We start from the raw sequence: 23549 nt of genomic DNA, 5'->3' as shown, positions 1-23549 counted from the left end.
GAGGTCCGCGCGGCCCTCAGTTCGAGAACTGCCGCTCCCGGACCGCGCGCCATCGCTCCACGAGCCTCGCATACGCCTCGCCGGCCCCCACCCCGTCGCCGGCCCGCAGCGCCTCGATCCCGGCCGCCACGTCGGCCGCCGAGTGGTCCTCGTCGAGCAGCTCGTCCGGCAGCGCGTGCACCAGGCCGCCGTAGTCGAGCTCCACCAGGGAGCGCGGGTGGAACTCCTCCAGCCACCGCCCGACGTCCACCAGGCCGTCGATGAGCGGCCCCTCGTCCATCGCGTCCCGCAGCGCCTTCAGGCCGCGTGCCACCCGGCGCCGCGCCTGCACCATGGGCGTGCGGTACCGCAGGACGGGCGCCCCGGCCCCGGCGGGCGGCTCCTCGCCCGTACCGGCCGCGTCGTCCGCGTCGCCCTCGCCGTACGCGGGCTCGTACAGCCGCTCCTCGTCCGTGACCAGGACGAACCAGTTCAGCGGCACGTGCCAGGTCGCCGTGCGGATCCAGGGGCGGGCGTCGGGGTTGCGGGCCAGCCACTGCTCGTAGTCGGCGGTGGCCTGGCGGCGCACCACCGGCGGCAGGACCGCGTCCAGGACCGGGGCGGGCAGCTGGCCGCTCAGCTCGCCGAGGGCCTGCCAGCCGCGCAGCCGGGTGCGCCAGGGGCACACGCACACCACGCCGTCCGTCTCCACCACGAACGCCTCGCCGCTCTCGTGCACCGGCACCGGGACGGGCGGCGTGGGCACCAAGTCGGCCAGGGAACGACGGAGTTCGTCCTGGTACGAGGGGCGCTCCCGGCGGCGGGCGTAGCGCGCCCAGTGGGTGCGCTCGGGCTCCGGGAAGGCCGCCAGGGGCTCATACACACGCAAGTACGACGCGTACGGGACGATCACCGAGGACACCTTGGGCACGGCTCCTCCCCTCCCCCGCGCAGCGACTGGAAAACACTGCAAATCGTGCCATGGCCGAACAGTGCCGTACTCCGTCCTGCAGCCCGGGAGAGTGACCCCCGCGGGGGCCGGACATAGTGATGCCGACCACCGTGCGGCGCCCGGGCACCACGAGGCTCTACCCTCATGGCAAACGGGGCCCGCCACCCGCACGGGAACCCCGCCCAACCGCCGCTACGCAACCGGGAGTCACCACCGTGACCGATGTAACCGACGGCGTCCTGCACACCCTGTTCCACTCGGAACAGGGGGGCCACGAGCAGGTCGTGCTCTGCCAGGACCGCGCCAGTGGTCTCAAGGCCGTCATCGCCATCCACTCCACCGCCCTGGGCCCCGCCCTGGGCGGCACGCGCTTCTACCCGTACGCCACCGAGGAAGCGGCCGTCGCCGACGCCCTGAACCTCGCGCGCGGGATGTCGTACAAGAACGCCATGGCCGGGCTCGACCACGGCGGCGGCAAGGCGGTCATCATCGGTGACCCGGACCGGATCAAGAGCGACGAGCTGCTGCTCGCCTACGGCCGCTTCGTGGCCTCCCTCGGCGGCCGCTACGTGACGGCCTGCGACGTCGGTACGTACGTCGCCGACATGGACGTGGTGGCGCGCGAGTGCCGCTGGACCACCGGGCGCTCCCCGGAGCACGGCGGTGCCGGGGACTCCTCGGTCCTGACCGCCTTCGGCGTCTTCCAGGGCATGCGGGCCTCCGCCCAGCACGCCTGGGGCGACCCGTCGCTGCGCGGCCGCAAGGTCGGCGTCGCGGGCGTCGGCAAGGTCGGCCACATCCTCGTGGAGCACCTGCTCGCGGACGGCGCCGAGGTCGTGATCACGGATGTGCGCGAGGACTCGCTGCTCCGCATCACCAGCAAGCACCCCGAGGTCACCACGGTCGCCGACACCGAGACCCTGATCCGCACCGAGGGCCTGGACGTGTACGCCCCGTGCGCGCTCGGCGGCGCCCTGAACGACACGACCGTGCCGCGGCTCACCGCGAAGGTGGTGTGCGGCGCCGCCAACAACCAGCTCGAACACCCCGGCGTCGAGAAGGACCTCGCCGACCGCGGGATCCTCTACGCGCCCGACTACGTGGTCAACGCGGGCGGTGTCATCCAGGTCGCCGACGAGCTGCACGGCTTCGACTTCGACCGGTGCAAGGCGAAGGCCTCGAAGATCTTCGACACCACGCTCGCCATATTCGCACGTGCGAAGCAGGACGGGATTCCGCCGGCCGCGGCGGCCGACCGGATCGCCGAGCAGCGGATCTCGGAGGCCCGTCGCCCGTGACGCGTCCCTGACGGAACGCAACCGGAACGCCTACGCACAGCAGCCGATTCGACGCCGGATCACGGCCCGCCGACGCCCTCGGGAGACAAGACTCACCCCCGTCGGCGGGTCGCCTGCCAAGAAGAGGTTAAAATCGCAGCTGACCAGCGAGGAAAGGGCACCTTGCCAGTCGTGCGCCTAGGCGCGTCCTGCGGGCGACGTACCGTATGGCCGCAGGAGCAGGTACCGTGGAAGCCCTACGGACCGGTCTCTCCAAGGAGAGTCCGTTCTAGATCATGAACGCGTGTCAAGACTCTGGGGCCATGAAGCCCCGATACCGAGGGGGTCGAGCCATGGGGCGCGGCCGGGCCAAGGCCAAGCAGACAAAGGTCGCCCGCCAGCTGAAGTACAACAGCGGCGGGACTGACCTGTCGCGTCTGGCCAATGAGCTGGGCGCTTCGACTTCGCAGCAGCCGCCGAATGGCGAGCCGTTCGAGGACGAGGACGAGGAAGACGACCCGTACGCGCAGTACGCGGATCTGTACAACGACGACGAGGACGACGAGGACGACCAGTCCGGTCCCTCGTCGCAGCGCCGCGGCGCTTGACCTCGCGGCAGCCGCACATCGCTGAGTTCGCGCCACTCGCGCCGTTCTGACAGCGACCGCACTTCACCCGGGCCGGGGTGGTAACACCGCCGGACCGGGTTTTGTGCTGTCCGCGGCAAACCGCGCGGGCCCACGCTCCCGAGAGCTGCGTGGATCATGGGCCCGCGGCGGCTACTTCGCGTAGTCGCCGGTGAGTTCGGCGCCGCTCGCGCGCTCGCCCCGGTCGGTGATCTCGCCCGCGACCCAGGCGTCCACGCCGCGGTCGGCGAGCGTCGCGAGGGCCACGTCGGCCGACTCCTGGGGCACGACGGCGATCATGCCGACGCCCATGTTCAGGGTCTTCTCCAGCTCCAGGCGCTCCACCTGGCCGGCGCGGCCGACCAGGTCGAAGACGGCGCCCGGCGTCCACGTGGAGCGGTCCACGGTGGCGTGCAGGCCCTCGGGGACGACCCGGGCGAGGTTCGCCGCGAGGCCGCCGCCGGTGACGTGGCTGAAGGCGTGCACCTCGGCCGTGCGGATCAGCGCCAGACAGTCCAGGGAGTAGATCTTCGTGGGCTCCAGGAGCTCCTCGCCGAGCGTGCGGCCGAACTCCTCGACCTCCTGCTCCAGGGACATCCCGGCGCGGTCGAAGACCACGTGCCGCACCAGCGAGTACCCGTTGGAGTGAAGACCCGACGACGCCATGGCGATGACCGCGTCACCCTTACGGATGCGATCGGCGCCGAGGACCCGGTCGGCCTCCACGACGCCGGTGCCCGCGCCCGCCACGTCGAAGTCGTCCGGGCCGAGCAGGCCCGGGTGTTCGGCGGTCTCGCCGCCGACGAGGGAGCAGCCCGCGAGGACACAGCCCTCGGCGATGCCCTTCACGATCGCGGCGACGCGCTCCGGGTGGACCTTGCCGACGCAGATGTAGTCGGTCATGAACAGCGGCTCGGCACCGCACACGACGATGTCGTCGACGACCATGCCGACGAGGTCGTGGCCGATCGTGTCGTACACGCCGAGCTTGCGCGCGAGGTCGACCTTCGTGCCGACGCCGTCCGTGGCGGAGGCGAGCAGCGGGCGGTCGAAGCGCTTGAGGGCGGAGGCGTCGAAGAGCCCGGCGAAGCCGCCGAGGCCACCGAGGCCCGCGACCTCGGGGCGCTGGGTCTTCTTGACCCACTCCTTCATGAGCTCGACGGCTCGGTCGCCCGCCTCGATGTCTACGCCTGCCGCTGCGTAGCTGGCACCAGTGCCCGCGTGCGGAGCACCCTCAAAAGACTCAGCAGACATGTGGGTGAGAGCTTTCGTGTCGTTACTACGTGGGCTTACGGGCGACGGATCGCGTCGGCCGCGGCCGTGGCGGCAGGGCCTGCCGCCAGCTCCGTCTCCAGGAGCTGCTTGCCGAGCAGCTCGGGGTCGGGCAGGTCCATCGGGTACTCGCCGTCGAAGCAGGCGCGGCAGAGGTTCGGCTTGTCGATGGTGGTGGCCTCGATCATGCCGTCGATGGAGATGTAGGAGAGCGAGTCGGCGCCGAGCGACGTGCCGATCTCCTCGATGCTCATGCCGTTGGCGATGAGCTCGGCGCGGGTGGCGAAGTCGATGCCGAAGAAGCACGGCCACTTCACGGGCGGCGACGAGATCCGGATGTGGACCTCGGCGGCACCGGCCTCGCGGAGCATCTTGACCAGGGCGCGCTGGGTGTTGCCGCGGACGATCGAGTCGTCGACGACCACCAGCTTCTTGCCCTTGATGACTTCCTTGAGGGGGTTCAGCTTGAGCCGGATGCCGAGCTGGCGGATGGTCTGCGAGGGCTGGATGAAGGTCCGGCCGACGTAGGCGTTCTTGACCAGGCCGGCGCCGAACGGGATGCCCGAGGCTTCCGCGTAGCCGATGGCGGCGGGGGTGCCGGACTCCGGCGTCGCTATCACCAGGTCGGCTTCGACCGGGGCTTCCTTGGCGAGCTTGCGGCCCATCTCGACGCGCGAGAGATAGACGTTGCGGCCCGCGATGTCGGTGTCGGGGCGCGCCAGATAGACGTACTCGAAGACACAGCCCTTGGGCTTCGCTTCCGCGAATCGGGAGGTGCGCAGGCCGTTCTCGTCGATGGCGACGAACTCGCCCGGCTCGATCTCGCGGACGTAGGCGGCGCCGCAGATGTCGAGCGCGGCGCTCTCCGACGCGACGACCCAGCCGCGCTCCAGGCGGCCGAGGACCAGCGGGCGGATGCCCTGCGGGTCGCGGGCCGCGTACAGCGTGTGCTCGTCCATGAAGACGAGGCTGAAGGCGCCCTGGACCTGGGGAAGCACCGCGGCGGCGGCTTCCTCTATGGTCATCGGCTTGCCGTCCGCGTCGGTCTGCGCGGCGAGCAGGGCGGTCAGCAGGTCCGTGTCGTTGGTGGCCGCCACCCGGGTGGTGCGGCCCTCCTGCTTGGGGAGGTCGGCGACCATCTCGGCGAGCTGGGCCGTGTTGACGAGGTTGCCGTTGTGGCCGAGGGCGATGGAGCCGTGGGCCGTGGCGCGGAAGGTGGGCTGGGCGTTCTCCCAGACGGACGCTCCGGTGGTGGAGTAGCGGGCGTGACCGACCGCGATGTGTCCCTGGAGAGAACTGAGCGAGGTCTCGTCGAAGACCTGGGACACGAGTCCCATGTCCTTGAAGACGAGGATCTGGGAGCCGTTGCTGACCGCGATTCCCGCGGATTCCTGGCCCCGATGCTGGAGGGCGTAGAGCCCGAAGTACGTGAGCTTTGCGACCTCTTCACCCGGAGCCCAGACACCGAAGACGCCACAAGCGTCCTGGGGGCCTTTCTCGCCGGGGAGCAGATCGTGATTGAGTCGACCGTCACCACGTGGCACGCCACCGAGTGTAGGCGAGATCGACCACTGGTCCGAATTGGGGATACGGAGCCGGTACGGAACGTAAGCGCGCTCCTGTCGCGGACCCCGCGCAAAGCGGCCCTTGCTGCGATCCTACGAAGGCCTCGATCTGCTCCGCACAGCAAGCGCCCTCTGTCCGCGCGCGGCCTGAGTTCCCCCTTCCCGCTCTTCTTCGCCGCGCCGCGTCCAGAGGCGCTTCGTGTCTTCCTACGAGCCCGAATCATCCCGTTTGCCGGGGGCATCGGCGGCTGCGCGGCCGTCCCGCCCGGTCAGGCCGCCGGGGCCTGGGCCTTTGCCGTCGTCTTGCCGTCGGGGGCGGTCAGGGTGAGGGTGCGGTGGTCCAGTTCGTACCCGGCCTTGCCGCCGAAGAGCTTCATGAGGGCGCGTTCGGTGGGCATGACGTCGCCGGGGCACATCTTGCGGGTGGCGCGCGGCTGGCCGAGGGCGATCTTGCCGTCGGCGGCGGTCGCGGCGGCGGAGACGTCGTTGCAGCCGAGGTTGCCGCGGACCTTGCCGTCCTTGGTGAAGGTCAGCTTGATCTTGTCGTTCAGGGCCTTGGGCAGGGACGTCGACGTGGATCCGGTCCCGACGGAGGTCACCGTCCACTCGGTGCCCTTCAGCGGCGCCCCGGCCTCGGCGCTGAGCGCGATGCGGTCGCCCCCGGCCGTGGTGAGCGTCAGGCGTTCGTCGTCCACGTCGGCCTTGAGCTTGCCGTCCATGGCGCGGGCCAGGCTCTTCTCGAAGTCGAGCGCGTCGCAGGCGATCTCGGTGTGCGGGCCGGGCTCGAAGTCGACGGTGTCGCCCTTGACGGACACCTTGGCGCCGTAGCCGTTGCAGCCGAAGTTGCCGCCGGCGGAGCCCTTGCCGCCGAACTTCACATAGGCGCCGTTCGGGGCCGACTTCTTCTTGCCGTCGACCGTGAGGCTGTCGACGTTCCAGCGGACACCGGTGAGGGACGATGCCGAGCCGCCCTTGCCGGAACCGGCGTTGCCCGCGCCTGCCTTGTCGGAGCCGCCGTCGCCGGAGCCGGACTCAGAGCCGCAGGCCGCGAGCAGCCCGGCGGCGGCGAGGACGGTGAGGGTCTGGGTCACACGCTGCTTGTACATGTCATTGTGACGGGGCGGCTCCGGGTCCGGTTCCCTTCGCGCGCACCGGCGCACGACGCCCGGGTCCCGCCGGTGGTCACGGCACACGCGCCCCACCGGTCACGACATGATCGGCAGCAGCCCGCCCAGGTCCGCCCGTTCACCGCTCGCGCTGACCTGCGCCGCCGCCCGGGCCGCCGCCCAGGTCGTCCGGCCCGTGGCCAGCCTGATCCAGGTCAGCGGGTCGGTCTCGACGACGTTCGGCGGGGTGCCGCGGGTGTGCCGGGGGCCCTGGACGCACTGGACCACGGCGTACGGCGGAACACGGACCTCCACCGAGCCGCCGGGCGCCTTCGTGGCGAGCGCGTCGGCGAGCAGCCGGGTGCAGGCGGCGAGGGCCTGGCGGTCGTACGGGACGTCGAGACCGGGCAGGGCGTCGTTCAAGTCGTCGGTGTGGACGACCAGTTCGACGGTGCGGGTGACCATGAAGTCGGCCAGGGTCATGCCGCCGAACCGGGACGGCACGAGGCGGGTGTCGGCGGCGCCGGGGAGGGTCTCCGCGAGCCGGTCGAGGGCGTGCGCGAACAGTCCGTCAAGACCGGTGCCCGCGTCGACGATGGCGTGCACGTCCTCGTCGCCCCGGCCCGCCGCCGACGACATCCGGAACGGCCAGTCCTGGAGCGGCACTTCGATCTTGTCCGGCTCGGGCGCGTCCAGATAGCGGGCGACGGAGCCGAGCACCATCGTGAGGTGGGCGGCCAGTTCGCGCACGGTCCAGTCGCCGAGCCGGGTGGGCGCGGCCAGTTGCTCCGGGGTCAGGCCCGCGACGGCCGCGCGCACCGTGGTGAACTGGGCGAGCACGGCGGCGCGGATCTTGGTCGGGTCGTAGTTGCGGGTGCGCTTCTTGGCCGGTGGCATGGGGGGAGCCTAAGCCTTGACCGCGTACCCGCTGAGGCCCTTCTCCACCAGGCCGAAGGCGTCCCGGGCGAGCCGCGCGGCGTCGGCGGCGACCTGGTCGAGGGGCGCGTCGGCCATGCGGCGGCGGTGCACCTCGGCGAACACGGCGTTGCGCACGCCGATGAGTTGGGCCGCGGCGACCTCCGCGAGGACCGCGTCGCCGGTCTCCTCGGCGAGGACGGCGGCGAGGAGCTGCTGGCGGCGCAGGTGGAAGGCGTGCGCGCGGTGCAGCAGGACGGGGGTCTCGGTGATCAGGCGCAGGACCTGGAGCGTGCGGGCGCTGTCGCTCAGGCCGACGGACGGGTCCCTGGCCTCGATCTGGTCGAGCAGCTGGCGGCGCAGGGCCTCGGCGGCGGACTCGCCCGGGGCGCGGGCGCGCACGGCGTCGGCGGCGTCGGCGACGTGCTCCTCCATGGGGCCGAGGAGCACGTCCTCCTTCGTACCGAAGTAGTTGAAGACGGTCATCTTCGAGACGTCGGCGGCGGCCGCTATCTCGGCGACGGAGACCTTGTCGAAGCCGCGCTCGGCGAACAGCTCCACGGCGGCTTGCCAGATCCGCGCGGCGGTCTGCTGCTTCTTGCGCTCCCGCAGGCCCGGCGCGCGGGGGCCCGGCGCCCGGGCCCCGGGCTGGTCAGCGGGTGCGGCTTCTCGTGCGGCCATGCGGCGGACTATACCAGGATGAATTTTTATCCCGGCTTAAATATTGACTTAGTGCACTTTTTCGCCGACGGGCTGACCAGCGGGGTCGGCGACCCGCTCGCCGCCCCCGACCGTGAACACCTCCCGGTTGGCGGGCACCCCGACCCCCCGCCACCGGAAGGGCACCCCCCTGGCCGTGTCCAGGTCCGGCCCGTCCATCAGCTGGAAGTGCACATGCGGCTCGGTGGAGTTGCCCGAGTTCCCGCAGCCGCCGAGCCGCTGCCCGGCGACGACCTCGTCCCCCGCCCGGACCGCGAGCGAGCCCTGCTGGACGTGCGCGTACAGGGCGTACGTCCCCTCACCGAGGTCGAGGACGATGTGGTTGCCGACGATCCGGCGGGCGCCGCCCAGGGACCTGCCGATGCCCTCGACCAGCCAGAAGTACAGCACCCCCGCGAGGGAGCTGCGGCTGAGGTGGTCGCGCTGGCCGTCCTCGGCGTGCACGACGGTCGCGTCGGCCACCGCGAGGAGCGGCGCCCCGAAGGCGGGGTAGGCCCGACCGCGCCGGGCGACGGGCCAGAACCAGACAGGGGCGGGGCGGGCCCGCGCCGGGTCCTGCGGCTCGGCCGTGATGTCGATGGCGTACGTCTGGCCGAGGCCGTGCGTGCCGTGGCTCGGCACCTTGTCGGCCGGGCTGTTGAGCGCGGACCAGCGGCCGGTGACCGGGGCCTCGACCTCGACCGGGGCCGGGGGCTCCGCCGCGATCCGCCGCCTGGCGGAGCGGTAGGTCACCACGCTGATGGCGATCGCGCCGAGCGCGGGCAGCCAGCCCACCCAGTAGTTGTACGGCAGGTCCACGAAGGTCCCGGCGACCACCTGGGCGAAGAAGAGCAGCCACAGCAGGCGCTTGACCAGCGCGGCGAGCTTGCGTTGACGTACGGACACGAGTCCCCCTCGCACAGAAAGCGGTCAGGTTCGTACAGGAATCGGTCAGACAGAAAGCGGTCAGGTCACGGGACGCGCGGCGGTGAGCACCACGAGCAGCGGCACCACCCGCCCCGCCGGGACCTCGTAGCGGCCGCGTTCGGTGGTGTGCAGCCAGCCCGCGCCGGTCAGTTGGCGCAGGTGGTGGTAGATCTGGCCGGTCGTGCCGATGTCGTCGAGGGCGGCGAGGTCGGCGGCGGTGCGCCTGCCGCCGACGATCTCCCGCAGCAGCCGCAGCCGCACGGGATGGCCGAGCGCGGCGAACGACTCGGCCGCCTCGGACCAGTCGCCCTCGAACACCGTCTCGGTGAGCAGGCCGTACTGCCACTCGTACCGATGCCCCGTCGGCACCCGCACCGCCCCGGTGAACAGGACGGCGCCGTCCGCGTCGTCGGTCACCGGATACCGCGCCTTCAGCGCGTCGAGCGCCCAGAAGTCCCCCTCGCCGACGGGAGGCGCGGGCGGGCCCGCGCTCTCCAGGGCCGCCAGGCGCCGTTCGAGCTCGGCGACGCGCTCCTCCAGATCCATGATCCGAGATTACGTAACTACGTAATTACGTGCAACCCTGAAAACGCCGAAGCCCCCGCCCGGACCAGGTCCGAACGGGGGCTTCAGCGGGACGTCAGGGAGGAACGGGTCAGGCGAAGAGCCCCGGCACCGTCTCCTCGTGCGCCGTGCGCAGCTCGCTCAGCGACAGCGCGAACTCGCCCTGCACGTCGACGGTGTCACCGTCGACCACACCGATGCGCGTGACGGGCAGACCCCGCGCCCCGCACATGTCGGTGAACCGCAGCTCCTCGCTGCGCGGCACGGACACCACGGCACGCCCCGCGGACTCGCTGAGCAGGAACGTGAACGCGTCGAGCCCGTCCGGCACGACCAGCCGCGCGCCGACCCCGCCGCGCAGGCAGGACTCCACGACCGCCTGGATCAGGCCGCCGTCGGAGAGGTCGTGCGCGGCGTCGACCATGCCGTCGCGGGACGCGGAGATCAGGATCTCGCCGAGCAGCCGCTCCCGCTCCAGGTCGACCTTGGGCGGCAGGCCGCCGAGGTGGTCGTGCACGACCTGCGACCAGGCCGAGCCGCCGAACTCCTCGTGGGTCTCGCCGAGCAGGTAGAGGAGCTGGCCCTCTTCCTTGAAGGCGATCGGCGTGCGGCGCGTGACGTCGTCGATGACGCCGAGCACGGCCACGACGGGCGTCGGGTGGATCGCCGTCTCGCCGGTCTGGTTGTAGAGGGAGACGTTGCCGCCGGTGACCGGGGTGCCCAACTGCAGGCAGCCGTCGGCGAGACCGCGGGTGGCCTCTGCGAACTGCCACATCACGTCCGGGTCCTCGGGGGAGCCGAAGTTCAGGCAGTTGGAGATGGCGAGCGGCTTGGCGCCGGAGGCGGCGACGTTGCGGTACGACTCGGCGAGCGCGAGCTGCGCGCCCGCGTACGGGTCGAGCTTCGCGTACCGGCCGTTGCCGTCCGTCGCCATCGCGACGCCCAGGTTGGACTCCTCGTCGACGCGGACCATGCCCGCGTCCTCGGGCTGCGCGAGGATCGTGTTGCCCTGGACGAAGCGGTCGTACTGGTCCGTGATCCAGGACTTGGAGGCCTGGTTCGGGGACGCGACCAGCTTGAGGACCTGCTCGCGCAGCTCCGCGGAGTTCGCCGGGCGCGCCAGCTTGTTCGCGTCGTCCGCCTGGAGGGCGTCCTGCCAGGACGGGCGGGCGTACGGCCGGTGGTAGACGGGGCCCTCGTGGGCGACCGTGCGCGGCGGCACGTCGACGATCTGCTCGCCGTGCCAGAAGATCTCCAGGCGCTCGCCCTCCGTCACCTCACCGATGACGGTGGCGATGACGTCCCACTTCTCGCAGATCTCCATGAAGCGGTCGACCTTGCCCGGCTCGACGACCGCGCACATGCGTTCCTGCGACTCGCTCATGAGGATCTCCTCGGGCGAGAGCGAGGAATCGCGCAGCGGGACCGTGTCCAGGTCCACGCGCATGCCGCCCGAACCGGCCGACGCCAGCTCGCTGGTGGCGCAGGACAGCCCGGCGCCGCCGAGGTCCTGGATGCCCGCGACCAGCTTCTCGCCGAAGATCTCCAGGGTGCACTCGATGAGGAGCTTCTCCTGGAAGGGGTCGCCGACCTGGACGGCGGGACGCTTGGCCGGACCGGTCGACTCGAAGGTCTCCGACGCCAGGACGGACACGCCGCCGATGCCGTCGCCGCCCGTGCGGGCGCCGTACAGGATGACCTTGTTGCCGGTGCCGGACGCCTTCGCGAGGTGGATGTCCTCGTGCTTCATGACGCCGATGCAGCCCGCGTTGACCAGCGGGTTGCCCTGGTAGCAGGAGTCGAAGACGACCTCGCCGCCGATGTTGGGCAGGCCCAGGCAGTTGCCGTAGCCGCCGATGCCCGCGACCACGCCGGGCAGCACCCGCTTGGTGTCGGGGTGGTCGGCGGCGCCGAAGCGCAGCGGGTCCACGACGGCGACCGGGCGCGCGCCCATCGCGAGGATGTCGCGCACGATGCCGCCGACGCCGGTGGCCGCGCCCTGGTAGGGCTCGATGTACGAGGGGTGGTTGTGCGACTCGACCTTGAAGGTGACCGCGTAGCCCTGGCCGACGTCGACGACGCCCGCGTTCTCCCCGATCCCGACGAGCATGGCGTCGTTCTCGGGGACCTTCTCGCCGAACTGCTTCAGGTGCACCTTGCTGCTCTTGTACGAGCAGTGCTCGGACCACATGACGGAGTACATGGCGAGCTCGGCGCCGGTCGGGCGGCGGCCGAGGATCTCCCGGATGCGCGCGTACTCGTCTTCCTTCAGGCCGAGTTCCTTCCAGGGCTGCTCGGCCCCGGCGGTCTGCTCGGCGTGCTTGACGGTGTCCAGGGTCATCGTGCACCCACCAGGTTCTTCAGGATCGAGGTGAAGAAGCCCAGGCCGTCCGTGCGGCCCGTCCCGACCAGCGGCTCCACGGCGTGCTCGGGGTGCGGCATCAGGCCGACCACGTTCCCCGCCGCGTTCGTGATGCCCGCGATGTCGCGCAGCGAGCCGTTCGGGTTCATGTCCAGGTAGCGGAAGGCGACGCGGCCCTCCGCCTCCAGCATGTCGAGGGTGCGCTCGTCCGCGACGTACCGCCCGTCGATGTTCTTCAGCGGGATCGAGATCTCCTGGCCGGTCTCGTAATCGGCCGTCCAGGCAGTCGAGTTGGTCTCCACGCGCAGCTTCTGGTCGCGGCAGATGAAGTGCAGGTGGTTGTTCCGCAGCATCGCGCCGGGCAGCAGGTGGGTCTCGGTGAGGACCTGGAAGCCGTTGCAGATCCCGAGGACCGGCATTCCGGCCTTCGCCTGCTCGATGACCGACTCCATCACCGGCGAGAAACGCGAGATGGCACCGGCGCGCAGATAGTCGCCGTAGGAGAAACCGCCCGGCAGGACCACGGCGTCGACCTGCTTCAGGTCCTTGTCGCGGTGCCACAGCGGCACGGCCTCGGCACCGGCGACGCGGACGGCGCGCTGCGTGTCCCGGTCGTCGAGCGTTCCCGGAAAAGTGACGACTCCGATTCGAGCGGTCACTTCGCCTCCACCGCCGGCTCTTCGACCTTTACGACGAAGTCCTCGATCACGGTGTTGGCGAGGAAGGTTTCCGCCATCTCGTGGATACGGGCGAGGGCGGCGTCGTCGACGGGCCCGTCCACCTCGAGTTCGAAGCGCTTTCCCTGACGTACGTCGGAGATGCCCTGGAATCCGAGGCGCGGCAGTGCACGCTGCACCGCCTGTCCCTGGGGGTCGAGGATCTCCGGCTTGAGCATGACGTCGACTACGACGCGTGCCACTGGCACTCCCGGTGTGTGGTGCTTGCGTGTGCTGCTTGCGGACTGCTCACCTGGCGCCGAGCGGGCCGCCGAGCAGGTTCCTTCAGACTACCCGTACAAAATTTCTACCCGCGTAGATTCGTAGCAACATACGTGACCGCAGTCACTTCGAAGGGTTCGGCACGGCGTCGACCAGGACACGTGCGCGAAAAATCCTGGAAAAGATCACAGTTCGCCATTGCGCCCGCCACCCCACCGCACCCACCCTGCAGGGGAAGCGCCCGGCCTGCCCGCATTCTCCCGGACACGCCGCCGGAACACGCGGTTGGTTTTCCATGGCTTCACTATTCAATGCCAGGCACTGTACAAAGGAATTGGCAATAGCCGATACTTTGTCCCAAAACTGCCGGACAGTCGGCATCACCGCACATCGTTGCACGTCAATGCGGTGGCGCCGCACGAAAGGACCGATATTCGTGGCGCAGCGTGTCGTGGTCACTCTCTTTGACGACATCGACGGCTCAGAAGCGGCGGAAACGATCGCCTTCGGTCTGGACGGGAAGTCGTACGAGATCGACCTCAACCAAACCAATGCCGAGAAACTCCGCAAGGTCCTCGGCCCCTACCTCCAGGCGGCCCGCAAGCAGTCGAAGTCCGGCAAGGTCTACCGGCACACCGCGGTGACCCCCGACCCGGCGGCCGTACGCGCCTGGGCCCGCTCGCACCGCCTGGACGTACCGCCGCGCGGCCGGATCCCGAAGAAGGTGTACGAGGCGTTCGAGGCCGCCAACTGACTCCGGGCGGTGGCCCCGGGGGCCCGCGGGAACCCCGGGACGGGGGTGCTCGCGCAACCGACTTGCGCAGCACCCCCGCTGGTCAGCTAGAGTCTGGAGCACGCCGAAGGGCAAGGCCGAAAAGGCCGAACCCCGAGGAGTCGTGCGGGTGTAGTTCAGTAGTAGAACATCCCCCTTCCAGGGGGAAGGCGCAGTGTGCAATTCCTGTCACCCGCTCCGCACCGCTCACCGACCACCCATTCGGGTGCGGTAAGCTGGTGCTCGCGCCGATCAGTGAGAGCTGGTCGGAGGCAATGCGAACGTAGCTCAGTTGGTAGAGCGCAACCTTGCCAAGGTTGAGGTCGCGAGTTCGAACCTCGTCGTTCGCTCCAGTCACGAAGGCCCGGTGTCCCAGACACCGGGCCTTCGTCGTGTTCCGGTACGCCCCGAAGGCGGCGGCCCGCGCGTCTGACATTTGTCATGCGAGTCGATGACAACGCGCACTGCCTGCGCCTTCGACCGCGGGCGAGCCTTGATTCATGACAGACCAAGTGATCGAAGTGACGGACCTGCGGCGCCGCTACACGGGAGGCTTCGAAGCGGTCCGGGGGATCTCGTTCACCGCCGGTCGCGGCGAGCTGTTCGCTCTGCTCGGCACCAACGGCGCGGGCAAGACCTCCACCGTCGAAATCCTCGAAGGCCTCGCCGAACCCGCCGCCGGCACCGTGCGGGTGCTCGGGCACGACCCGTACCGCGAGCGCGACGCGGTCCGGCCCCGGATCGGCGTGATGCTCCAGGAAGGCGGCTTCCCCTCCGAGCTGACCGTCCACGAGACCGCGCGCATGTGGGCCGGGTGCACCAGCGGGGCCCGCCCCGTCGGCGAGACCCTCGAAGCCGTCGGGCTCGCCGCCCGCGGCGGCGTCCGCGTGAAACAGCTCTCCGGCGGCGAGAAGCGCCGCCTCGACCTCGCGATGGCGCTCCTCGGCGACCCCGAGGTCCTGTTCCTCGACGAGCCCACGACCGGACTCGACGCCGAAGGCCGCCGCGAGACCTGGGACTTGGTACGCGGCCTGCGCGACCGGGGCACCACCGTGCTGCTCACCACGCACTACCTGGAAGAGGCCGAGAACCTCGCCGACCGCCTCGCGATCCTGCACGAGGGCCGCATCGCCGCCGCGGGCACCGTCACCGACGTCGTCGCCTCCCAGCCCTCCCACATCTCCTTCGACCTGCCCGACGGCTACCACCTCGGCGACCTGCCGCCGCTCCCCGCGCTCGGCGTCACCGGACACGAACTGCGCGGCCGCACCGTACGGCTGCGCACCGACGCGCTCCAGCACGCCGCCACCGGGCTGCTCGTCTGGGCCCGGGAGACCGGCGTCGAACTGCGCGGACTCGACGTCCGGGCCGCGTCCCTGGAGGAGGCCTTCCTGCGCATCGCCCAGGAGGCGACGCGGGGCCACGAGGAACGGCCGGGCTCCGGCGCGACCGCTGCCCGGCCCGGCCGGAACACGTACGACGAGGAGAAGGTGGCATGAGCTCCACGACCCCGAGCACGACCGCGGCAACGGTCTCCCGGCCCGGCAGGGCCGCGACCCGCACCACCGCCGCCGGACGCCTGCGGTCCCTCGCCCGCGCCGAGCTGACGCTGCTCGGCCGCAGCAAGGGCACGATGTTCGCGGCGATGTTCGTGCCGCTCGTGATGCCGTTCAGCGTGCGCCAGGCCGCCGACGGGATGGACCTGGACGGCACCGGCCTGTCGATCGGCTCGGTCGTGCTGCCGTCCGCGATCGGCTTCTCCCTGCTCTTCGCGGTGTACTCGGCCCTGGTCAGCGTCTACGCGGCCCGGCGCGAGGAACTCGTACTGAAGCGGCTGCGCACCGGTGAGGTGCGGGACATCGAGATCCTCGCGGGCTCCGCCGTGCCGTCCGTGGCCGTCGGGTTCGCGCAGTGCCTGATCCTGACCGGCGCCTGCGTGGCGCTGCTCGACGTGGGCGCGCCCGACGCGCCCCTCCACGCCGTCCTGGGCCTGCTCCTCGCCTTCGCGCTCTGGCCCGTGCTCGCCGCGGTCACGGCGACCTTCAGCCGCAGCGTGGAGAGCGCCCAGGTCGCGGCCATGCCGCTGCTGCTCGTCTCGTTCATCGGCTCCGGCACACTCGTGCCCCTCGAAGTCATGCCGGACAAGCTCGCCGCCGTCTGCGAACTGCTGCCCCTCACCCCGACGATCGAGCTGATCCGCGGCGGCTGGACCGGCGACATGTCCGCGTCCGACGCGCTCGGCGCCGTCGTGATCGCGGTGGCCTGGATCGGAGTCGGCGTGTTTGCTGTACGAAGGTGGTTCCGCTGGGAGCCGCGGCGCTAGCCGGGGGAAAGCCGGGCGGGGCGAAAGGACAGGGAGCGGTGGGCCGGATTCGGCGGATGCAGCGACGCTGGCGCGACCTGAGGAAGATCGAACAGGTCCAGCTCCAGAGCGTGGTCATGTGGCACACCGTGCCCTGGATCTTCTTCCTCAGCTGGTGCGCGCTGCCGGTGGGCCTGGGCCTGCGGCACGAGCCCGCGGCGCAGGTCCTGGGCTGGTCGATGATCGCGGTGGCCGCGCTCCAGTGCGTACAGATCAACCGCTCGCTGCGCCGCGCCCTCGACCACTACCTGGGCCACGCCGAGTTCCCGCGCCGCGACCTGGCCCTGATGCTCTGCCTCTGCCTCCTCGGCTTCGGCCTCGCCCTCGCCCTGCGGCGCGTCGACGGCATCGAGGACGGCGTGCTCGTCCTCGGCGTGCTCTTCCTGATCACCCCGTACGCGGAGGCGCTCGGCTTCGCCCTGTCCATCCGGAACTTCTTCCGCCACCTCGCCGTGCTCGTCGTGGTCCTCGTGGCCGCCTTCGCCGCCGTCGGCGCGCGCGGCGGCGAGCTGGTCGGCGTCGGCGCGCTCGTCGCCGCGGGCGGCATGCTCTCGCTGCTGACCTCGCGCTGCGGGGCCTGGACGCTGTCCGTGATGTGGGAGGCCGAGCGGGCCCGCGAGACCGAGAGCAGGCTCGCCGTCGCCGAGGAACGCCTGCGCTTCGGCCGCGACCTGCACGACGTCATGGGCCGCAACCTCGCCGTCATCGCCCTCAAGAGCGAGCTCGCCGTGCAGCTCGCCCGCCGCGGCCGGCCCGAGGCGGTGGACCAGATGGTCGAGGTGCAGCGGATCGCGCAGGAGACCCAGCGGGAGATACGGGACGTCGTCCGCGGCTACCGCGAGGCCGAGCTGGGCGCCGAACTCGCGGGCGCGCAGGGCGTCCTGGAGGCCGCCGGGATCCGCTGCCGGGTGACGGGGGCGAACGACCCGTCCGAGCGCCGCCTGCCCCCGGCCGTGCAGGCGGCGCTCGGGTGGGTCGTGCGCGAGGGCACGACCAACGTGCTGCGGCACGGGGACGCGGAGACCTGCGCCATCACGGTTTCGGTGACGGAAGGACGTACGGAGTTGACCATCGAGAACGACGGGGCGCCCGAGGCTCCCGTCGGCAGCGGCGGGTCCGGGCTCAGGGGCCTCAGGGAACGGCTCGCCACCGTGGGCGGCACGCTGGAGCACACCTCGGCACAGGGGCGCTTCCGGCTCACGGCGCTGGTGCCGCTGCCGGAGACCGGCCGCCCGGACCGGACATCGGCCCCGACAGACGCCGTCCCCCGCACCCCGGAGACCAAGGCCTCATGACCGCCGTACGCGTGCTGCTCGCCGACGACGAGCACCTGATCCGCGGCGCGCTCGCCGCCCTGCTCGCCCTGGAGGACGACCTGGCCGTCGTCGCCCAGGCCGCGTCCGGACCCGAGGCGCTGGCCATGGCGCGGGCCCACCGGCCGGACGTCGCCGTGCTCGATCTGCAGATGCCGGGCGCCGACGGTGTGAGTGTCGCCACACTCCTGCGGGACGAACTCCCCGCCTGCCGCACCATGATCGTCACCAGTCACGGCCGGCCCGGACACCTCAAGCGGGCACTCGAAGCGGGTGTGCGGGGGTTTGTCCCGAAGACGGTCAGCGCGCAGCGCCTCGCGGAGATCATCCGTTCCGTCCACGCCGGAAACCGCTACGTGGACCAGGAGTTGGCCGCCGACGCGATCTCCGCCGGGGACTCCCCGCTGACCGCCCGCGAGGCCGAGGTGCTCGAACTCGCCGCCGACGGCGCACCCGTGTCGGAGATCGCGGAGCGCGCCGCGCTCTCCCAGGGGACGGTCCGCAACTACCTCTCCTCGGCGGTCACCAAGATCGGTGCGGAGAACCGGCATGCGGCGGTGCGGCTCGCGCGGGAGCGAGGTTGGGTATAGTGGCTCTCGCGCTTCGGCGCAGCGCGGACGTAGCTCAGTTGGTAGAGCGCAACCTTGCCAAGGTTGAGGTCGCCAGTTCGAACCTGGTCGTCCGCTCAGCGAAAGCCCCCCGGTTCTCGGAACCGGGGGGCTTTGTCGTGCTTACGCCCAGGGAGTTCCCGTGAGCCGCTCGTACGCCTCGATGTACTTGGCGCGGGTGGCGGCCACCACCTCCGCGGGCAGCGGCGGGGGAGGCTGCTCGCTCGCACGGTCCCAGCCGGACGCGGCCGAGGTCAGCCAGTCGCGGACGTACTGCTTGTCGAAGGACGGCTGGGCGCGGCCCGGCTGCCACTCGGCCGCGGGCCAGAACCGGGACGAGTCGGGGGTGAGGACCTCGTCGGCGAGGACGAGGGTGCCGGGCTCGCCGTCGCGGGTCTCGAAGCCGAACTCGAACTTGGTGTCCGCGAGGATCAGGCCGCGCTCGCGGGCGACGTCACGGGCCCGGCCGTAGACGGCGAGGGTCGCCTGCCGGAGCCGGGCGGCGGTGTCGGCGCCGACCTGGCGGGCCACCTCCTCGTACGACACGTTCTCGTCGTGCTCGCCGACCGCCGCCTTCGTGGCGGGCGTGAAGATCGGCGCGGGCAGCTCGGAGCCGTTCTCCAGGCCCTCGGGCAGCGCGAGGCCGCAGACGGTGCGGGACTCCTTGTACTCAAGGAGCCCCGAACCCGCCAGATAGCCGCGGGCGACGCACTCGACCGGGACCATCGCCAGGGACTTGCAGATGAGCGTGCGGCCCTCCCAGTCGGCGGGGGCGCCGGGCGGCACGTCGGTCGAGATGACGTGGTTGGGGGCCAGGTCGGCGAGCTGGTCGAACCACCACAGCGAGAGCTGGGTCAGCACCCGCCCCTTGTCGGGGATCTCGCTGGGCAGCACCCAGTCGTAGGCGGACATGCGGTCGCTGGCGACCATCACGAGCTCGCCCGCCTCGTTCTGGTACAGCTCGCGCACCTTGCCGGTGTGCAGATGCACCAGACCCGGAACCTGGATCGGCTCGGGCTTTTCGACGAATCCGGACACGGTTCCTCCCCGTGGTTCTGTCCAATGACTCCGATTCTCCCGTATGCGGAGGACGGTTTTGGCCAGGGGTCGGGCCGCCGAGCCGGACGGGCTCAGTCACGTTTGCAGATGCGGTCCAGGAGGTTGGCCGTGGCGCGCTGGACGCGGGGGTCGACGTGTCCGGGGCGGTCCAGGGCCGGGGACCAGGCGAAGGTGCCGGACGCGAAGACGAGGGCGCCGGACGGGGCGCGGTACAGCGAGGTCTCCTGGTGGCGCGTGCTGCCCTCGCTGTCCGCGTACGGGGAGTGGGCGAGCAGGATGCGGTCCTGGTGCTCGGGGAGCGCGGTGCGCGGGAAGTAGCGGTCGGCCTCGCCCGCGACCAGGCCGTCGATCTCGTCGCTCTCGTGCGCGCCGGTCGCCTCCCACAGCCAGTGGTCGGCGTTGCGGACGATGAGCGGATGCGGTTCGGGGACCCGGCCCGCGTACTGGATGCCCATCAACTGCTGCTCGGGGACGTCGACTTCGCGCCACAGGGCGGCCCTGCCGGGGCCGCGGCGTTTTCGGCAGGTGAGCAGGCGGTCCGGGACGCCGGAGGGCGAGGGGCCCAACTCCACCTGCCAGTACATGGTGTTGGCGGAGAGGAAGACGAGGGACGTGCCGGACTCGCGGGCCAGCTCGGTGGTGCGGCGCATGGCCGCCGACCAGTACTCGTCGTGGCCGGGGAAGACCAGCCCCCGGTAGCGGGTGGGGTCGATGCGGCCCGCGTGCAGGTCGCGGGTGTCGGCGTACGCGAGGTCGTAGCCGTAGCGCTCGGCCCAGCGGATGAAGTCGTAGGCGTGGCCGACGTGCAGGGGGAGGCCCGCGCCCGCGTACGGCCGGTCGAAGGAGACCGTGGTCGCGGCCTCGCTCTCGCCGAGGAGCCGGCCGTAGTCGTCCCAGGCGTGGTAGAGGCTGGCGCCGGTGTGGCCGTCCTCCGGATAGAGGTTGTACGCCTGCCAGGTGATGTCGGGCAGCAGGACCAGCAGGTCGGCGCAGGGCGCGACCGGCTCGCCGGGGCCCGGGGGGACGCTGTCGCGGACGGTGAAGGGGACGTGCGAGCGGTAGCCGTCGGTGGTGGTGAGGACGGCCACGTACGCCCCGACGTTCCAGTACGACGGGATCTGCAGGCGCCAGGAGAGCCACCAGTGGTGGCAGGAGACCGTGCGGTCGGCGGCGAGCGGGGCGGGCTGCACGATGCCGGAGAGGCGGGGGCTGGTGGTGATCTTGCGGGCGCCGTCGCCGCTGTAGTGGCCGATGCGGTAGATGTCCACGCTGAACTGCTGGGGCGGGTCCACGGTGATGTGGAAGTCCAGCGCCTCGCCAGGGGCGGCCGCTCCGGTGCCGGTGAAGCCCTTGATCTGGCGATGTATGTCGTCGGCGGTGCGGGGGCTGCCCGTACGGGGGGACGGGACCGGGACCGGGCCGGTGGCGCCCGGGACGTGGTCGACGTACCAGGGGACCACCTGGCCGGTGTCGTCGAAGTAGTGCTCGGCGCCGCGGAGCCAGGGCAGCGGGCCCTGGCCGAACGGGTCGGTCACGGCGTGGGCGAGGGCGCCCGACTCCCAGCGGCGGATCGGCTCCGGTCCCATGCGTTGTCCCCTCCCTCGCTTCCCTCGCTCCCCCGGGCCTGGTCGACACGGCTCGCTCGGAGGGTCGATGCGGCTCTGCTCTGCGCCTTGTCCCGTGCGCCGTGGGCTCTGCGCTTTTTGCCGTGCTCTGTCCCACGGGGTTGCGGGGGGCGCCGACCCCAGCACATCACATTACGCACGTGCGTCGTCACCGTTCGTCGCGAATTGACATGAGCGGAACGAATCCCTCCGGGCGTGGGGAGGGTGCCCTGCGGGGCCTTCCCCATCCGGGCCGGTCCACCGCCGATCGGCGCTCCGCGCCTCGTCCTCAAGCGCCGGACAGGCTGAGATGGGCCGAGATGGCTGGGTGTCGCCTTCAGGCAGGCCGGTCCGCCCCCGATCGGCGGAGAACCGGTCTGCCCGCGCGGGGCGGTGCCCGGGTCAGACCAGGCGTACCGGCTTCTCCGGGCGAACGCCGAGTCGGGCGAGCCAGCGGCGGAGGGGCTCGGGATCGCCGTCCTCGACCAGGGTGAGGACCCTCGGCGTGAGGTCGGCCGCGCGCTCCCCGTGCATGAGGAGCGACGGGCCGTCCAGCCAGTCGAGGCCGGGCGCCGCCCCGGCCGTGTCGACAGCCGCGCAGCACACCATCGCCGTGACGTGGTCGGCCAGCAACTCCCTGCCGGAACGCGGCGGTTGCAGCGGGAAGAGCGGCAGCACCCCGTCGTCCCACAACGCCTCGTCCGGCCCCTGCCCGGCCGGCTCGGGCCGAGGCGGCGCCACGGCCTCCTCCCGGGCCAACTCCGCGCTGAGCCGCGCGACCAGCTCCCCGCCCCGTCCTTCGACGGCGTCGGCACCGTCGGCCGGGTCGGCGGCCACGGCGAAACCGGCTTCGGCCAGCTCGGCATCGGTGAGGTCGGCCTCGGCGAAACCCGCGTCGGCCGACTCGGCATCCGTGAGCCCGGCGTTCGTGGGGTCGGCCGCGGCGCGTTCGTCCGCCCCGGCCACCTCGGCGTTCGCGAGGTCAGTCCCGGCGGGACCGGCGTCGGCCGACTCGGCCTCGGCCGAGCCCGCTTCAGCCACATCCGCGTCGGCCCGCCCGGTTTCGGGGCGACCGGCATCCGGCCCGGCCCCGGACCCGGCGTCGGGCCGGACCCCCGCGCCGGTCCCGGCCCGCATCGCCGCAGCAGCCTCCGCCCGCGCCTCCAGCACGGCCCGGCGCGCCATCGCCTCCGGATCCGTCAGGTGGTCCAGGACGCGGCCGAGCGTCGGCCCCTTGGGGTCGGGGGACGTGGGGTCGCTGGAGCGGCTGACGCCGAGGGAGTCGAGGACGCGGTGGAGGCGGGCGGCGTCCATCCGCCACTTCCGGTCGACGACCTCGTCCGGATATTCCTGCCAGGCCACCGGAGCCCAGCCGGGCCCGGGCTCGGCGGGGCCGCCGTGGAAGAGGCGGGCGGCGAGGAGGGAGGCCGCCTCGTCCACCGCGCCGGGCTCCTCCAGGAGGTCGCAGGCGGGGCGTTCGCCGAGCCGGGAGGCGAAGCCTTCGGCGAGGCGGTCGCGGCGGGAGAGTTCGGTGAGGGCGGAGACGACGCCCGCGTCGAGCCGCGAGGGCCACCGCCCCATCCGCCAGGCGGGCAGGGCGACCCGGGTCAGGAGCCGGTCCCACCCGGCGTACGCGAGACCGACCTGCTCCTGGGCGACGATCCGCACGCCGTAGTCCACGTTCTGCGCCCGCTCGGCCGCGGCGGCGGCGACGCCGCGCTCCATCTCCGCGGCGTGCACCCGGCAACTGCGCAGCAGCAGCCGCGCCACCTTCCCGATGCCGCCGAGGACGGTGCGCGTGAGCGGGCCGCGCCCGGGCGCGGAGGCGACGGCGACGGCGGCGTCGAGGCCGCGTACGAAACGGCGGGCGGCCGCTATGTCGGGGTGCGCCGAGGGACCCGTACCCGCGACGACCGGCGCGAGCACCGCCCGCAGCTCGCCGACGCGCATCCACCACAGGAAGGGCGAGCCGATGACGAGGACCGGGGCGGCGGGCGTACGGCGGCGGGGCGGTCTGGCGCCCTGGATGGCCGTCCCCTCGGGCGGGGTGGCCAGGTCCGTGCGGGTGCCGTCCGGGCCGGTGCCCGCGCCGGGTTCGGCGGCGTCCGCCGGGGTCCCGTGCGCCCGGTGGGTGCGGTCCTCCAGCCAGCTGTCGCAGTCCGGGGTGAGCGCTATGGCCGAGGGTGCGGGGACCTCCAGGCGGTCGGCGAGGTCCCGCACCAGGCGGTACAGATCAGGGGCCGAGGCCTCCGTGATCGGGACCGTCGGGCTCATGGCGGGTCTGGCCCGCGCGACGACGAGGGCGACGGCCGCGGCGCCGAGCAGCACGAGCACCGCGAACACCGTCACGGCCCAGCGCGCCACGGCCCAACTGCCGCCGCCTATGTGCCCCATGGCCGTGGCGGCGAGCAGCACGACGGCGACGGCCGCGGGCAACAGGGCGACGGCCAGCGCCCGGCTGCGGATGCGCAGCACGGCGAGGGCCCGGGAACGCGCGGCCTGCGCGCCCACCTCCACACCCATCCCTGACACGACCGAAGTCACCCCCTGCTGCCTACAGCTCGGCCGGCGACCGGAGCCGACGGCGCACGTCGTTGGCGTTGTTCACTCCCCCACTGTGGCACCCGCCACCGACATCGCAATGCCGGT

The 23549-nt window shown here is 71.9% G+C and carries 21 protein-coding genes and 3 tRNA genes; 10 read left to right on the top strand and 14 right to left on the bottom strand.

What is annotated here, in order from left to right; all coding sequences use genetic code 11:
- Nucleotides 1-16: 16 nt before the first annotated feature.
- Entirely contained in the window at nucleotides 17-910 is an 894-nt protein-coding gene (locus IE274_RS36505; RefSeq protein ID WP_190120244.1) for a DUF8083 family protein, read from the bottom strand.
- A 236-nt stretch (nucleotides 911-1146) separates the two neighbouring features.
- Between IE274_RS36505 and IE274_RS36500 the strand changes: the two genes are divergently transcribed.
- Both IE274_RS36500 and IE274_RS36495 read left to right on the top strand, forming a co-directional pair.
- Entirely contained in the window at nucleotides 1147-2229 is a 1083-nt protein-coding gene (locus IE274_RS36500; RefSeq protein WP_190120243.1) for a Leu/Phe/Val dehydrogenase, read from the top strand.
- 332 nt (nucleotides 2230-2561) lie between these two features.
- On the top strand, nucleotides 2562-2816 hold the full coding sequence (locus IE274_RS36495) for a DUF3073 domain-containing protein (RefSeq protein ID WP_190120242.1): 255 nt from the start codon (nucleotides 2562-2564) through the stop codon (nucleotides 2814-2816).
- A gap of 171 nt (nucleotides 2817-2987) precedes the next feature.
- Here the strand turns inward: IE274_RS36495 and purM are convergent, their stop codons facing one another.
- From purM to purS, 10 genes are all read right to left on the bottom strand, one after another.
- Nucleotides 2988-4088: a phosphoribosylformylglycinamidine cyclo-ligase gene (gene purM / locus IE274_RS36490; protein ID WP_190120241.1), complete on the bottom strand. Its 1101-nt coding sequence runs from the start codon at nucleotides 4086-4088 to the stop codon at nucleotides 2988-2990.
- Between the two features lie 35 nt (nucleotides 4089-4123).
- Entirely contained in the window at nucleotides 4124-5650 is a 1527-nt protein-coding gene (purF, locus tag IE274_RS36485) for an amidophosphoribosyltransferase (RefSeq protein ID WP_190120240.1), read from the bottom strand.
- Between the two features lie 290 nt (nucleotides 5651-5940).
- A complete protein-coding gene (locus IE274_RS36480; RefSeq protein ID WP_229910046.1) occupies nucleotides 5941-6762 on the bottom strand; it encodes an META domain-containing protein in 822 nt (273 codons plus the stop codon).
- A gap of 114 nt (nucleotides 6763-6876) precedes the next feature.
- Nucleotides 6877-7674 carry a maleylpyruvate isomerase family mycothiol-dependent enzyme gene (locus tag IE274_RS36475; RefSeq protein WP_190120238.1) on the bottom strand — a complete coding sequence of 266 codons (798 nt, stop codon included), beginning with the start codon at nucleotides 7672-7674 and terminating at the stop codon, nucleotides 6877-6879.
- A gap of 9 nt (nucleotides 7675-7683) precedes the next feature.
- Nucleotides 7684-8373 carry a TetR/AcrR family transcriptional regulator gene (locus IE274_RS36470; RefSeq protein ID WP_190120237.1) on the bottom strand — a complete coding sequence of 230 codons (690 nt, stop codon included), beginning with the start codon at nucleotides 8371-8373 and terminating at the stop codon, nucleotides 7684-7686.
- A gap of 48 nt (nucleotides 8374-8421) precedes the next feature.
- Nucleotides 8422-9297, bottom strand: a complete 876-nt coding sequence (locus IE274_RS36465) for a M23 family metallopeptidase (RefSeq protein WP_190120236.1) — start codon at nucleotides 9295-9297, stop codon at nucleotides 8422-8424.
- Between the two features lie 60 nt (nucleotides 9298-9357).
- Complete coding sequence (locus IE274_RS36460) at nucleotides 9358-9864, bottom strand: ArsR/SmtB family transcription factor (RefSeq protein WP_190120235.1); 507 nt, start codon at nucleotides 9862-9864, stop codon at nucleotides 9358-9360.
- Nucleotides 9865-9973: 109 nt separating this feature from the next.
- Nucleotides 9974-12223 (bottom strand): phosphoribosylformylglycinamidine synthase subunit PurL, encoded by a 2250-nt coding sequence (gene purL / locus IE274_RS36455; protein WP_190120234.1) that lies wholly within the window; start codon nucleotides 12221-12223, stop codon nucleotides 9974-9976.
- A complete protein-coding gene (gene purQ, locus IE274_RS36450; RefSeq protein WP_190120233.1) occupies nucleotides 12220-12903 on the bottom strand; it encodes a phosphoribosylformylglycinamidine synthase subunit PurQ in 684 nt (227 codons plus the stop codon). The genes purL and purQ overlap by 4 nt, the downstream gene beginning before the upstream one ends.
- Nucleotides 12900-13163, bottom strand: a complete 264-nt coding sequence (purS, locus tag IE274_RS36445) for a phosphoribosylformylglycinamidine synthase subunit PurS (RefSeq protein WP_030362773.1) — start codon at nucleotides 13161-13163, stop codon at nucleotides 12900-12902. Before purS ends, purQ begins: the two co-directional genes overlap by 4 nt.
- A 455-nt stretch (nucleotides 13164-13618) precedes the next feature.
- Between purS and IE274_RS36440 the strand changes: the two genes are divergently transcribed.
- The 8 genes from IE274_RS36440 (at nucleotide 13619) to IE274_RS36405 (ending at nucleotide 18315) form a co-directional block, all read left to right on the top strand.
- The gene (locus IE274_RS36440) at nucleotides 13619-13936 is read left to right on the top strand and encodes a histone-like nucleoid-structuring protein Lsr2 (RefSeq protein ID WP_190120232.1); all 318 of its coding nucleotides are present in this window, start codon (nucleotides 13619-13621) and stop codon (nucleotides 13934-13936) included.
- Nucleotides 13937-14080: 144 nt separating this feature from the next.
- Nucleotides 14081-14152 (top strand) — tRNA-Gly (locus IE274_RS36435).
- A gap of 79 nt (nucleotides 14153-14231) precedes the next feature.
- A tRNA-Gly gene (locus IE274_RS36430) sits at nucleotides 14232-14307 on the top strand.
- A gap of 147 nt (nucleotides 14308-14454) precedes the next feature.
- Nucleotides 14455-15453, top strand: a complete 999-nt coding sequence (locus tag IE274_RS36425; protein ID WP_190120231.1) for an ABC transporter ATP-binding protein — start codon at nucleotides 14455-14457, stop codon at nucleotides 15451-15453.
- On the top strand, nucleotides 15450-16277 hold the full coding sequence (locus tag IE274_RS36420; protein WP_190120230.1) for an ABC transporter permease: 828 nt from the start codon (nucleotides 15450-15452) through the stop codon (nucleotides 16275-16277). The genes IE274_RS36425 and IE274_RS36420 overlap by 4 nt, the downstream gene beginning before the upstream one ends.
- Before the next feature lie 56 nt (nucleotides 16278-16333).
- Entirely contained in the window at nucleotides 16334-17611 is a 1278-nt protein-coding gene (locus IE274_RS36415; RefSeq protein WP_190120229.1) for a sensor histidine kinase, read from the top strand.
- Nucleotides 17608-18219, top strand: coding sequence for a response regulator transcription factor (locus IE274_RS36410; protein ID WP_190120228.1), 612 nt, complete (start codon nucleotides 17608-17610; stop codon nucleotides 18217-18219). Before IE274_RS36415 ends, IE274_RS36410 begins: the two co-directional genes overlap by 4 nt.
- A 23-nt stretch (nucleotides 18220-18242) precedes the next feature.
- A tRNA-Gly gene (locus IE274_RS36405) sits at nucleotides 18243-18315 on the top strand.
- Nucleotides 18316-18360: 45 nt separating this feature from the next.
- Here IE274_RS36405 and IE274_RS36400 read toward each other — a convergent pair.
- The 3 genes from IE274_RS36400 to IE274_RS36390 form a co-directional block, all read right to left on the bottom strand.
- Nucleotides 18361-19275 (bottom strand): phosphoribosylaminoimidazolesuccinocarboxamide synthase, encoded by a 915-nt coding sequence (locus IE274_RS36400; RefSeq protein ID WP_190120227.1) that lies wholly within the window; start codon nucleotides 19273-19275, stop codon nucleotides 18361-18363.
- Nucleotides 19276-19367: 92 nt separating this feature from the next.
- Complete coding sequence (locus IE274_RS36395; protein ID WP_190120226.1) at nucleotides 19368-20882, bottom strand: N,N-dimethylformamidase beta subunit family domain-containing protein; 1515 nt, start codon at nucleotides 20880-20882, stop codon at nucleotides 19368-19370.
- A gap of 420 nt (nucleotides 20883-21302) precedes the next feature.
- Nucleotides 21303-23423 (bottom strand): hypothetical protein, encoded by a 2121-nt coding sequence (locus IE274_RS36390; protein WP_190120284.1) that lies wholly within the window; start codon nucleotides 23421-23423, stop codon nucleotides 21303-21305.
- Between the last annotated feature and the right edge of the window lie 126 nt (nucleotides 23424-23549).

The sequence above is a fragment of the Streptomyces flavofungini genome (assembly GCF_014650815.1).
Taxonomy (GTDB): domain Bacteria; phylum Actinomycetota; class Actinomycetes; order Streptomycetales; family Streptomycetaceae; genus Streptomyces; species Streptomyces flavofungini.
Note: the sequence above shows the minus strand (reverse complement) of the source record. Positions and strands in the feature narration are given on the sequence as shown.